At 68.8% G+C, this 12,285-nt stretch carries 12 protein-coding genes; 7 read left to right on the forward strand and 5 right to left on the reverse strand.

Features of this window, described 5'->3' with window-relative positions:
* The first annotated feature begins 131 nt into the window (after positions 1-131).
* Together AB0L97_RS03360 and AB0L97_RS03365 are read left to right on the forward strand one after the other, a co-directional pair.
* The gene (locus tag AB0L97_RS03360) at positions 132-944 is read left to right on the forward strand and encodes a CoA ester lyase (RefSeq protein ID WP_364424906.1); all 813 of its coding nucleotides are present in this window, start codon (positions 132-134) and stop codon (positions 942-944) included.
* Between the two features lie 31 nt (positions 945-975).
* On the forward strand, positions 976-2,925 hold the full coding sequence (locus AB0L97_RS03365) for an acetoacetate--CoA ligase (RefSeq protein ID WP_364424907.1): 1,950 nt from the start codon (positions 976-978) through the stop codon (positions 2,923-2,925).
* A gap of 133 nt (positions 2,926-3,058) precedes the next feature.
* On the opposite strand, the gene AB0L97_RS03370 is transcribed toward AB0L97_RS03365, so the two are convergent.
* The gene (locus tag AB0L97_RS03370) at positions 3,059-3,241 is read right to left on the reverse strand and encodes a hypothetical protein (protein ID WP_364424909.1); all 183 of its coding nucleotides are present in this window, start codon (positions 3,239-3,241) and stop codon (positions 3,059-3,061) included.
* Positions 3,242-3,410: 169 nt separating this feature from the next.
* Between AB0L97_RS03370 and AB0L97_RS03375 the strand changes: the two genes are divergently transcribed.
* From AB0L97_RS03375 to AB0L97_RS03390, 4 genes are all read left to right on the forward strand, one after another.
* A complete protein-coding gene (locus tag AB0L97_RS03375) occupies positions 3,411-4,757 on the forward strand; it encodes a cytochrome P450 (protein ID WP_364424911.1) in 1,347 nt (448 codons plus the stop codon).
* Positions 4,758-5,035: 278 nt separating this feature from the next.
* Positions 5,036-6,277: a TetR family transcriptional regulator gene (locus tag AB0L97_RS03380; RefSeq protein WP_355074826.1), complete on the forward strand. Its 1,242-nt coding sequence runs from the start codon at positions 5,036-5,038 to the stop codon at positions 6,275-6,277.
* A gap of 149 nt (positions 6,278-6,426) precedes the next feature.
* Positions 6,427-7,671: a TetR/AcrR family transcriptional regulator gene (locus AB0L97_RS03385; RefSeq protein WP_364424913.1), complete on the forward strand. Its 1,245-nt coding sequence runs from the start codon at positions 6,427-6,429 to the stop codon at positions 7,669-7,671.
* Positions 7,672-8,163: 492 nt separating this feature from the next.
* On the forward strand, positions 8,164-9,051 hold the full coding sequence (locus AB0L97_RS03390; protein ID WP_364424915.1) for an aldo/keto reductase: 888 nt from the start codon (positions 8,164-8,166) through the stop codon (positions 9,049-9,051).
* 69 nt (positions 9,052-9,120) lie between these two features.
* Here the strand turns inward: AB0L97_RS03390 and AB0L97_RS03395 are convergent, their stop codons facing one another.
* The 3 genes from AB0L97_RS03395 to AB0L97_RS03405 form a co-directional block, all read right to left on the reverse strand.
* Positions 9,121-9,375 (reverse strand): hypothetical protein, encoded by a 255-nt coding sequence (locus AB0L97_RS03395; protein ID WP_364424917.1) that lies wholly within the window; start codon positions 9,373-9,375, stop codon positions 9,121-9,123.
* Positions 9,376-9,890: 515 nt separating this feature from the next.
* Positions 9,891-10,157, reverse strand: coding sequence for a hypothetical protein (locus AB0L97_RS03400; RefSeq protein ID WP_355074834.1), 267 nt, complete (start codon positions 10,155-10,157; stop codon positions 9,891-9,893).
* A 6-nt stretch (positions 10,158-10,163) separates the two neighbouring features.
* Entirely contained in the window at positions 10,164-10,352 is a 189-nt protein-coding gene (locus tag AB0L97_RS03405) for a hypothetical protein (protein WP_355074836.1), read from the reverse strand.
* Between the two features lie 307 nt (positions 10,353-10,659).
* Between AB0L97_RS03405 and AB0L97_RS03410 the strand changes: the two genes are divergently transcribed.
* Entirely contained in the window at positions 10,660-11,955 is a 1,296-nt protein-coding gene (locus tag AB0L97_RS03410; RefSeq protein WP_356963741.1) for a hypothetical protein, read from the forward strand.
* A gap of 71 nt (positions 11,956-12,026) precedes the next feature.
* Here AB0L97_RS03410 and AB0L97_RS03415 read toward each other — a convergent pair whose 3' ends face one another.
* Complete coding sequence (locus tag AB0L97_RS03415; RefSeq protein WP_355074840.1) at positions 12,027-12,245, reverse strand: MbtH family protein; 219 nt, start codon at positions 12,243-12,245, stop codon at positions 12,027-12,029.
* Between the last annotated feature and the right edge of the window lie 40 nt (positions 12,246-12,285).

Raw genomic sequence — 12,285 nt, forward strand, 5'->3', positions numbered from 1 at the left:
AGCATGAGCGGCCCGGTCCTGAGGCAGCACAGCGGCACTCCACCGGGCTCCGTGGGTATCCACAACCGACACAGCATGAGCGGTTCGGCCCGGAGTCGGCAGGGTCGCGCTCATGCCGGAGGCGATGCCGCATGAATTGGCAGATGGCAGGTCCGGCCTGGTTGTTCTGCCCGGCCGATCGTCCCGAGCGCTTCGCGAAGGCGGCGGCTGCGGCCGACGTCGTGATTCTCGACCTCGAGGACGGCGTCGCCGCGCACGACAAAGCGGCGGCGCGCAAGGCGCTGCTGGATACACCGCTCGATCCGGCGACCACGGTGGTGCGCGTCAACGCGGCGGGTACCGAGGACCACGCGCTCGATCTGGCGGCACTCGCCGACACCGCCTACCGCAGGCTCATGCTGCCGAAATGCGAGTCCGCCGAACAGGTCACCGCGCTGGCGGACTACGCGGTGATCGCGCTGATCGAGTCGCCGCTCGGCGCGCTGACGGTCGGCGAGGCGATGACGGCGGCCAACGCGATCGGCGTCATGTGGGGCGCGGAGGACCTGGTGGCCGGGCTCGGCGGCACCGCGAGCAGGCACGCCGACGGCAGCTACCGCGACGTGGCGCGACACGTCCGCTCCCGCGCGCTGCTGGCCGCCAAGGCGTACGGCAAGTTCGCGCTGGACTCGGTGTATCTGGACATCCGCGATCTGGACGGCCTGCGAGCAGAGGCCGAGGACGCGGTCGCGGTCGGATTCGACGCCAAGGTCGCGATCCACCCCAGCCAGGTGCCGGTGCTGCGGGCCGCCTACGCGCCGTCCGAGGAGCAGATCGATTGGGCCCGCCGAGTGCTGGCGGAAGCGCCGAACCACCGCGGCGTCTTCGCCTTCGAGGGCAGGATGGTCGATGGCCCCGTGTTCCGGCACGCCGAGCAGATCGTGCGGCGCGCCGACCGCGCCTGAACGCAGAGTTTCCCCAGTCGAGAGGACCGCGATGCAACCACAATGGGTGCCGACCGAAGAAGACATCGCCGAGGCGAGGATCACCGACTTCGCCCGATTCGTCGCGGAACGCACCGGTGTGCACGCGACCGACTATCACGCGCTGTGGCAGTGGTCGGTCGACGATCTCGCCGGGTTCTGGCACGCGGTCTGGGACTACTTCGAGCTCGGTGACATCGCGGGCGAAGTGTTGGCGAGCGCGGAGATGCCGGGCGCGCAGTGGTTCCCCGGCACCCGGTTGAACTATGTGGACCAGGTGATCCGGCAGCTGCGCACCGACCGGCCCGCGATCAAGGCGGTCAGTGAGGACGCTCCGATCCGCGAGGTGTCCTGGGCCGAACTGATCGACCACACCGCCGCTTTCGCACAGACGCTGCGGTCGCTGGGTGTGCGGCCCGGCGACCGGGTGGCCGGGTATCTGCCGAACATCCCGGAAACGGTGATCGCGTTCCTGGCCACCGCGAGCATCGGCGCGATCTGGAGCGCCTGCGGACAGGACTACTCGCCGAAAGCCGCGCTGGACCGTCTCGGGCAATTGGAGCCGACTGTCCTGGTCACCGCCGACGGCTACCGCTTCGGCGGCAAGGCGCACGACAAGCGCGACGACATCGCCGCGTTGCGTGTGGGCCTGGACTCGCTGAAGGGCACGATCGCGGTCTCCCGGCTCGGGCTGGACGTGCCGGACGCGACCTCGTGGGACGAGGCGGTGACCACCACCGACGGGCTGCCTCCGGTGATCACCACGGAGTCGGTGGATTTCGACCATCCGCTGTGGATCGTGTTCTCCTCCGGCACCACCGGCCTGCCCAAGGGCATCGTGCACGGCCACGGCGGCGTGCTGCTCGAACACCTCAAAGCCGTTGCCCTGCAATCCGACATCGGACCCGAGGACACCTTCTTCTGGTACACCAGCCCGAGCTGGATGATGTGGAACTTCCAGATCGCGGGCCTGCTGGCCGGGGCGACCATCGTCACCTACGACGGCAGCCCTACCGCGCCGACCCCCGACGCGCTGTGGCGGATCGCCGCCGAGGTCGGCGCCACCGTGCTCGGCGCCAGCCCCGGCTATGTGCTGGCCTGCATCAAAGCGGGGTCGGTGCCGCGCACCGAGCACGACCTGTCGGCCCTGCGCACCGTCGGCATCACCGGCTCCTCGCTGCCCACCTCCTCGGCGCTGTGGCTGGGCGAGAACGTCGGCGAGCACGTCCAGGTGTCCTCGATCAGCGGCGGCACCGACGTGGTGTCCGCGTTCATCGGGGGCGCGCGCACCGTGCCCGTGTGGCCGGGTGAGCTGTCGGCGCCCTTCCTCGGCGTCGCGCTGGACGCCTACGACCCGGCGGGGCAGCCGGTGCGCGGCGAAGTCGGCGAGCTCGTCGTCACCGCGCCGATGCCGTCCATGCCGGTCTCCTTCTGGCGCGACGAGGACGGGAAGCGTTATCACGACGCGTATTTCGACATGTTCCCCGGCGTGTGGCGGCACGGCGACTGGATCACCATCACCGACCACCACAGCGTGGTCGTGCACGGGCGGTCGGACTCCACGCTCAACCGGCACGGCATCCGGATGGGCAGCGCCGACATCTACCAATCCGTCGAACGGCTCCCGGAGATCGCCGAAGCGCTGGTGATCGGCGCCGAGCAGCCCGACGGCGGATACTGGATGCCGCTGTTCGTGACCCTCGCGCCCGGCGCGGAACTCACCGACGAGCTGAAAGCGCGCGTCAACAGCACCATCCGCACCGAGGTATCCCCCCGCCACGTGCCCGACGAGATCATCCTGGCCCCCGGCATCCCGCACACCCGCACCGGGAAGAAGCTCGAGGTACCGATCAAGAAGCTGTTCCAGGGCGCCGACCCGACCCGCGTCGTCGAACGCAGCGCCGTGGACAACCCGGACCTGCTCGACTGGTACGGCGCGATCCGGCCCGGCGCGCAGGGCTGAGGGCGCTCCCGACTTCGGCTGCGGACGATCCCGATCAGTTGTCGGACGCAGTGCCGGGAGCGCCCGAATCGGACGCCGCGATCCGGAACGGGCGCGGCTGTGTGCGTCGCGAGTTCGGCTGCGGCGCAGGATTCTATCGGCGGTAGCCGCGCCCGCCGATGGACGCGGTGAAGACCGCCGCCCGCGCGCCGCGGGCGGCTTCCAGGTTGCGCTTCTCCTGCGGGGTGAGCCGATAGCGCGCCGTGATCCGCCGTACCGCGGCGACCACGGCGCCGAGCACCGGGATGGGGTCCACCGGGCGCAAAGCCGACGCCATGACGAACTCCTTACCAGAAAGACGCACCGGTACAAGCGGTTTCGGACAAACGGAGTATTGGAAGGTGAGCCGGGGTACGCGAGCGGCGGGCATCGGGCATGGACCGGCGTCCGGGTTTCTCCTAGCGTGGAGGCGACAGCCGGTTCGACATGCGCGTGGAGGTGGCATCGTGGCCGCACAGGACGTCCGAGAACGCACGGAGCCCGCGGGTTTTCCGCCTGGGCCCGCGCTGCCGCCGCTCGTGCAGAGCGCGTTGTTCCAGCGGGACCGGGCCCGGTTCCTCACCGCGATGGCGCGCCGCTACGGTGACGTCTTCACCCTGCGGATCCCGCCGTTCGCCGACCGCGTCGTGGTGTACTCCCGCCCCGAGCACATCAAGGAGATCTTCGCGGGCGATCCGCACGACCTGCACGCGGGCGAGGGCAACCAGATCCTCGGTGCGATCATGGGCCCGCACTCGCTGCTGCTGACCGACGAGGCCGAGCACGCGCGGGCGCGCAGGCTGCTCATGCCCGCGTTCAACGGCGCCGCGCTGCGCGGCTACCGAGCGCTGATCTCCGAGATCGCGGCCGCGGAGATCGGCGGTTGGGCGTCCGGATCCACGGTGCGCATGCTGGACCGGATGAACGCGCTCACCCTCGAGGTGATCACGCGGGTGGTCTTCGGCGTCACCGACGAGCGGACCAGGGCCGAGCTGAACCCGCGCCTGAACCGGATCGTCCACCTGAATCCGCTGGTGTTCCTGGGTTTGAAGAGCGACCGATTGCGGCGGGTCGGCCCGTGGAAGAGCTTCGCCGAGAACCTGGCCGCGGTCGACGCCTTGCTCTACGCGGAGATCGCCGAGCGGCGGCGGGCGACCGATCTGGCCGGGCGCACCGACGTGCTGTCGCGCCTGCTCGAGGTCGGCGCGGGCGACGGCGACGCGCCGCTCACCGATGCCGAACTGCGCGACCAGCTCATCACGCTACTGCTGGCCGGGCACGAGACCACCGCCTCGGCGCTGTCCTGGGCACTCTACGAACTCGCCGCCGACGCCGAGATCCAGCGGCAGGCCTCGGAGGCCGCGCGCACCGGCGACGACCGATACCTGGACGCAGTGCTCAAGGAGGCCATGCGGTTGCACACCGTCATCTCCGGCACCAATCGAAAACTGACCAGGGACATGACGATCGGCGGACAGCGGCTGCCCGCGGGCACCGTGGTCGCCACGTCGATCGTCCTCGCACACCGCCGTACCGAGGCCTACCCCGACGTCGCCGTGTTCCGCCCGGCCCGCTTCCTCGACGGCGAAGTGTCGCCGAACACCTGGCTGCCGTTCGGCGGCGGTGTGCGGCGATGCATCGGTGCGGGGTTCTCACTGCTCGAGGGCGCCACGGTGCTGCGCGAAATCCTCGTCCGCGACACGCTTTCGCTCCCGGCGGGCAGCGCGCCCGAGCGCGGCAAGATCCGCAACATCACCACGGTGCCGCGCGGCCGGGCGCGGGTGGTGGTCGACCGGCGGTCAACCAGTATGTGAACAATGATTCTGTGTTCGATCAGCACTTGTACTGGATTTATATTCGTGTAAGTTTATCTCTGTTCGACAGCTAGTCCCGGCACGGCGCGCATCGTGCCCCGCGCTTCGGCCGAGTCCAGCTGTCGACTTCCGGACGCACCGGCGCGCACATCCCGCCTCGTCGCATGCCGGCGCGCACCGGAGAACAGGTACAGCTCCCGGGGGCCGCTCATCCCCGGGAGCCGTATCCCGTGGCACGGCCAGCCCGGCCATACGGCCAGGTCGTTACGATGTTCGTCATGAGTGTCGACAATCGCCGTACGGCGCGGAAGGCGAGCAGCGGCGACTCGGCACCTCGCGAGATCCGGCGCAGACCGAAGAACCGCCGTGCCCAGATCGCCGCCGCGTCGGCCGCCGCGTTCGGCGCGCTCGGCTACCACGGCGTCAGCATGGACGACATCGCCTCCGGGCTCGGCATCAGCTCCGCGGCGCTGTACCGCCACTACCCGAGCAAATACGCGCTGTTCCGGGAAGAACTGCTGCGCGTCGGCCAGGCGATGACCGAATCGGTCGAGCTGCCCGAGGAGGCGGCCGACTGGCCCGCCGAACAGCGGCTGCGGCACGTGCTCGACGCGCTCATCGCGGTCACCATCGACAACCGCCCCACCGTCACGCTGGTGCGCTGGGAAGTCAGGTACCTCGAGCCGGACGACCAGACCACGCTCAACGACCAGCAGGCCACGGTACTCGGCGCGCTGGGCAGCCAGCTGGCCGCGCTGCGCCCGGAACTCATCGAGGAGGACGTGCGCGTGCTGCGCGCCGCCTTGCTCAGCACGATCACCAGCATCGCCGACCATCACGCCGCCCTCCCGGCGAAACCCCTTGCCCGCCTGCTACATTCGGCGTGCTGGTCGGTCGCCCACGCGAAGCTGCCCGCGACGCGCGCGGTCGAGCCGGTCGCGGTGGTGGAGATCCCGGATTCGTTCAAACACGAACTGCTGCTGCGCAAAGCGGTCGAGCTGTTCCACGAACGCGGCTACCCCAACGTCAGCGTGGAGGACATCGCCACCGCCGCAGGGCTTTCGGCGGCCTCGGCGGTGTACCGCTTCTACCGCGGCAAGAGCGACATCCTGGCCGCCGCGTTCCGCCGTGCCGCCGAACGGGTTTCCGGCGCCGTCGGCCCGGCCGTGGCGGCGGCCGGCGATTCCGAGGACGCGCTCACCGCGTTGATCACGCAATACGTCGCCGGATCGTTCGCCGAACGCGCCCTCACCTTCGTGTACTACACCGAGTTCCAGCATGTCCCCACCGAGGACCGCACGGTGCTGCGCAATATCCAGCGACTCAGCGTCGAGGAGTGGGCCCGGCTGCTGCGCGAGGTGCGTCCGGAGCTCGCTCCGGCGGAGGCGCGCATCCTCGTCCACGCGGCTTTCGCGGTGGTCGTCGACCTGGGCCGCGCCTTCGGCAACGAACCGCTGGCCGCCCAGGACCGGGTGCGCTTGCTGATGCAGCTGGTGCTCTTCGGACGGCCCGCGCGATAGCCAGGTAAGTTAGCAGAGATTCTCGCTTCGATCGGCGCATTGCGGGAGATTGAAGGCGGATCACCAAATTTTTGTGATCTACCATTCATTTCTTCCCGGGAGCGGGTAGCGTCGCTGTACCGAACGTTGTGTTGGGCTACCATCGCGGCATGGGTGCCCAGGACCGCCATGCCGCGGACAAGGCGGCCGACGGGACACCGGCACGCGTGATCCGGCGCCGACCACGTGACCGCCGCGCCCAGATCGCGGCGGCGTCGGCCGAGGCGTTCGGGGCGCTCGGCTACCACGGCGTCAGCATGGACGACATCGCCTCTCGGCTCGACATCAGCTCCGCGGCGCTGTATCGCCACTATCCGAGCAAGTACGCGCTGTTCCGCGAGGAAGTGTTGCGGTTGGGCGCGGTCAGCGCCGAAGCGGTCCGGCTGCCCGAAGCCACGGACCTGTCCGCCGAGCAGCGGCTCGCGCGGGTGCTCGACGCCTTGATCGAGGCCGCCATCGTCAACCGGCGCAGCGCGGCGCTGTTGCGCTGGCAGCGGCGCTACCTGGAGGAAGACGACGCGGACACGCTGGCCGATCAGCTCGCGGGCGTGAACGCGACGCTCACCGCACTGCTCGCCGAGACCAGGCCCGCGCTGTCGAAGGCCGATCGCGCCGTCCTGGCCGCGGCGGAACTGAGCGTGCTCAGCAGCATCGGTGATCACCATGTGTCGATCCCGGTGCGGACGCTCACCGCGCGGCTCACCGCGGCCTGCCACGCACTCGCCGCGTGCGAGCTGCCGCCGCCCGGCAGCGCCGAGGCCGAGAACTTCACCGCGACCGAGATCCCGCTCACCTTCAAACACGAATTGCTGCTGATGCGCGCGGTCGAACTGTTCCACCAGCGCGGATACCCGAACGTCAGCGTGGAGGACATCGCCAACGCCGCCGGACTGCCCGCATCCTCGGCGGTGTACCGGTTCTACCGCGGCAAGGGCGACATCCTCACGGCGGCGTTCCGCCGGGCCGCGGATCGGGTGTCGGCCGCCATCGGGCCTGCCGTCTCCGCGGCCGAGACGCCCCAGCAAGCGCTCGACACCCTGATCGAGTTGTACGTGGCCGGCTCGTTCGCCGAGCGCGAGCTGACCTTCGTCTACTACGCCGAGATCAGCAACGTGCCGCCGGAGGAGCGCACGGTGCTGCGCAATATCCAGCGCCTCAACGTGGAGGAATGGGCCAAACTGCTGGGCGGCGTGCGGCCCGAGTTGTCCGCCGCCGAGGCGCGGCTGCTGGTGCACGCCGCCTTCGCCCTGGTCGTCGACCTGGGCGAACGCTTCGGCTCCACCGACCCGGCCTGCTCCCCCCGGCGCGTGGTGCGCCTGATGCAGGCGATCCTCTTCGGCCACCTGACGCCGTAGCGCGGGTGGCCCACGGTCGTGGGCGACAGCGCACCGTCGGTCCGGTAACGGCGGCCGACCGACCGGCGAACCGGCTCGACGCCTTCGTTCGCGAGTGGGCACACGGCCGCGGCGAATCGTGTGTGGCCACCGCGGCGAGGTGCCACTCGATGGCACGAGTATCGCCGAGTCGGCCGAGCGCGGGAGTCGGCGCGCGTTGTACCGGCGGAATCGTGGCGGAAGCTTTCGTTCGCGGCTGGTCGCTCGGGGTGCTCGATTCCCGAGTCCGAGTACGGTGGGATCCGTGCCGACTACGTGGGCGTTGCCGATAGGCCGGACATCGGGCGCGGGTCCTGGGCCAGTTCGAGGGCACGGCCGGTTTTCGCCACCGGCGAACGCCGGGGCGGAATCGGCCTCGGGGCAATGCTGTTGCGGTAGAAAGGCCCGCGTCCGGTCCCGGCGCGACATTCGCAGGGCATCGGCGCAGTCTCCGACTTCGGAAAGAAGATTCTCATGAGCACAGATCTCGACGCGCAACCCGCCGCGGCATCCGGAACCTTCGCCATCGGCGGCGATCTTCCGGTGCATCGGCTGGGATACGGCGCGATGCAGTTGACCGGCCCCGGCGTCTGGGGTGACCCCAAGGACCCGGACGAGGCGGTACGGGTGCTGCGCCGGGCGGTGGAGCTCGGCGTGAACTTCATCGATACCGCCGACTCCTACGGTCCGTTCGTCAGCGAGAAACTGATCCGCAAGGCCCTGCACCCCTATCCGGAGGGCCTGGTCATCGCCACCAAGGCCGGTCTCACGCGGCAGGGTCCGAACGAGTGGCGCCCGGTCGCGCGGCCCGAATACCTGCGCCAGCAAGCGGAACTGAGCCTGCGCCATCTCGGCGTCGACCGGATCGATCTGTACCAGCTGCATCGCATCGACTCGCAGGTGCCGCTGGCCGACCAGATCGGCGAGCTGGTCGCACTCCAGCAGGAGGGCAAGATCCGGCACATCGGCCTCTCGCAGGTGACCGTCGAACAGCTGCGCCAGGTGCGCGAACTCGCCACCATCGTCTCGGTGCAGAACCTGTACAACCTCGCCAACCGCGCCGACGAGGACGTGCTGAACTACGCCGAGCAGGAGAACATCGGCTTCATCCCGTGGTTCCCCATCGCCACGGGCGAACTCGCCGCTCCCGGCGGTCCGCTGGCCGCCATCTCCGCCGAGCACGGCGCGACCCCCGCCCAGCTCGCCCTGGCCTGGCTGCTGCGCCGCTCCCCCGTCATGCTGCCGATCCCGGGCACCTCCAGCGTCGCGCACGTCGAGGAGAACATCGCCGCCGCGCGAATCGAGCTGACGGACAAGGAATTCGAGGCGCTGTCGGCCGCCACCGCGTCGAGCGGAAACTGACCGTTGCTGCTGTCGGCTGAGCGCCCCGCAGCGGGGTGCTCAGGCGGCTGCCGACGCAAACGGCCCGCATCAGAAGCCGCGGAACACCCCGTCGGCGTCGACGTTTTCGGAGAAGTCCTCGAAGTCCATGTTCGACAGCGACAGGTTGTTCTCTACGGCGGGCATTTCGCTGGGCACCACGCGGAAGGTCTGAAAGAAGTCCGTGTTGCCCCGACTCGTATCCACGACGAGTATCGGATGTTCAGGATCGGTCATCGTTCGCTTGTCCGCCAGGAAGAGGTAGTAGGGCGGTGGCGCTGGAACGATTTCTTCCAACTTCTCCACCGTCAGACCTTCGAATCGGCGGTCATCGACCGGCGTGATGTCCGCGTAAGTCGCACTCCCGCCGATTAGCGTCCCTTGCGGATATCGTTGATTCCATGGGAGATGTCGAGTTCCCTGCGGGCTCCGGTGACAACTGCTGCGACCCTGGGTGTGGTGGCGATTGCCACGCGGCACGATGCCACCACGCGGATACCACGACGGGCTTGGAATTCATGTCGCCGCAACGGTACGAGCAGCGATGGGGACGGCCGCCCGAAATCGACTGACACCGCGAGTGGCACATCACCGAGGGCCCACTCGGGTTCGCCGCGGCCGTATGCCACTCGCTCAGGTCGATGTACCCCTGCGACATCGACTCGGTTCCGCGGGCACCGGGAAGTCCTCGTACCCCGTCGTACGGGGTACGAGGACTTCGGCGCTGCCGGGGCTCCCTCGCCGTAGTCCCGTGCAGGGGATGAACGTCGTTGGCGGGCGGATCACGCTGCCGGCAACGAGTTCGGTGCGCTGACAGTCGGTCAGCGCGAGTATCCGTCGGCCCTGCTGTCGGGGACGACGCGGCCGGATGCGACCAAGGTGCGGAAGGCCGCTTGTTTGCGGGGGCAGGCGTCGGCGCGGCAGGGGCGGTGGCCCTGCATCACGCGGTGCGCCTGCTCGACGGTGAACGGCTCATCGGGCGGTCGGTGCGCGTCCTCCGCGCCGCCGTGCGGCAGGCAGGAGCCGACGCCGACGATCGCGGCCACCAGCAAGGTGCACGCGCCGAGCATGCTCAGCAGCGGATTCACGGCCGCTCACTGGTCGGCGGCCTGCCGGGAACAGAACGCCGACGCGGTTAGGTATTGCCTGCAGTGTGCGCCGTGCCCGGCGTGGACGGCGCACAGGAACCGCGCGCGGTCATAGGTCAGGCCGAGCGGTTCCTGCGAGCAGTCGCGGCTCTGAATCAACCACAGCTCTCGGACATCCGAGTGCAACACGTCCATCGTTCACCTCCATAAGCGCAGTGCACCCGGCACCGAGAAGGCGCCGCCGGAGCCGCGCTCGACACGGATGGATCGGGCCGTGTCGGGACCGTGCGCCGGGTTCCGGACAACGGGCGCCCTCGACAGGGTTTGGGCGGACCCCCGATGCCGGGTGCGATTCAACAGTGCGCGTTGCGATTCGGTAGATAACAGACCCGAATGCGGTAATTGCGAGTACTTTCCGTTTGTAGCGGCCTGGAGCGAGGAAGAGAGACCTATGGTGGAGGTCGACTGGACGGGCGAAGCTGTACATGCGCTTCGCACGGCGATGAAGCGAAGCCGTTACGAATTCGCGCGTCTGGTGGGCGTCACACCGCGCACCGTGGTCCTGTGGGAGAACGGCCGGACAACCCGGATGCACGCCGCTAGCCAGCGTCTCCTGGACAGGGTCTTGTCGGGCGTCGATTCCGTCGTCGCCGAACGATTCGAGCGCGCGATCACCACGCGCCAGGAGCCGGCCCCCGACTACGAACGCGCCGATTCGGCGCCCGAAAGGCACACCAAGCTCGGTAGGGAAATCGGGCTCGACAAGGAAGTCGAGGAAGACGACGTGAGAAGGCGAGAACTGCTGGCCTGCATCGGCGCGGGCATGGCAGGCCAGGCGGCGGACCTGGTGGCGAGCGAACCGGAGAGGATGCTGGCAACCCTCGACGCGGGGTCGATCAGCGAACGGCGACTGGCGTTCCTGGAGCAGTCGGCCGAGGTCCTGGGCACGCGGGTGGTGCAGGTTCCGCCCCACGAGCTGTTGCAGACGGGGCTCGAGCAATTCCGGCTGGTACGTGGCTGTCTCGGCGAACGGCAGCCCACCCATCAGCAGGTCCGATTGGTGCGCACGGCCGGACGGCTGGCGAACGTGGTGGGCGAGATCCTCTTCAACGAAGGGCATTTCGGTCAGGCGCGCATGTGGTATGCCACCGCGATCCACGCCGCGCAGGACATCGGCGACCGTTATTCGGAGGACATCGCCCTGGCCGGGCTCGCGTATTTGCCGACGTATAGCGATAAACCGAAGGAAGTTTTGCAGTTACTCGACGGCCGCTTGCAAGAAAATCCGTCTTACGGCCCGGCCGCCGCATGGTTGTGGGGAATGGCGGCGCGTGCGCACGCCAGTCTCGGGCACGCCGATGAATTCGCGCGGTGTATCGCACGATCGGCATCGGCTTTGGAAGACGTCGGGTCCGAAGACCTTTCGGTCGGTATTTTTTCTTTCCGCCCGGAGAAACTCGCTTTTTATCAGGCGATCGGATATTCCCGGCTCGGCCGCGCCGAGGAGACCGCCGTAGCGGCCGCCCGCGCGATGGCGTTGTACGACCCGTCGGAGACCATGGAGCCCGCCTTGGTCCGCTTCGAGCACGCCACGGCGCTGCTGGCCTCGGGCGAGGTCGAGGAGGCCTGCGCGGTGGCGACCAGCGCCATCACGAACGCGCACACCTACGTGGGGCTCACGGTCACCAAGCGCGCGAAACAGTTCGACTCGGCGCTCGGCGGCCTGCGCACCAGAGCCGTCGCGGAATGGCGGCAGCACGCGCACGCGGTGATCGACGCGGCGCACGCCGAGGTCTGAGCCCGGAGACGAGGCGGGGCGCACCGGTCGGCAGGGGGATGTGGACCGGCGCGCCCCGCGTATTCAGGTGGTCAGTTCGCCTCGGTGGACATGGCTTCGATGAGCGACTTGGGACGCATGTCCACCCAGTGCGTCTCGACGTACTCCAGGCAGGACTTGCGGTTGGCGGCGCCGTAGGCGATGGACCAGCCGCCGGGAACGGCGGCGAAGACCGGCCATAGGGAATGTTCGCCTTCTTGGTTGATCAGGACGTAGAACTTGGCGTTGTCGTCGTCGAACGGGTTGGTCATTTCGGATTTCCTTCTTCCTGGTCAGATCAGGTTGGGGGGT

The organism is Nocardia sp. NPDC051911 (assembly GCF_040681035.1).
Taxonomy (GTDB): domain Bacteria; phylum Actinomycetota; class Actinomycetes; order Mycobacteriales; family Mycobacteriaceae; genus Nocardia; species Nocardia sichangensis.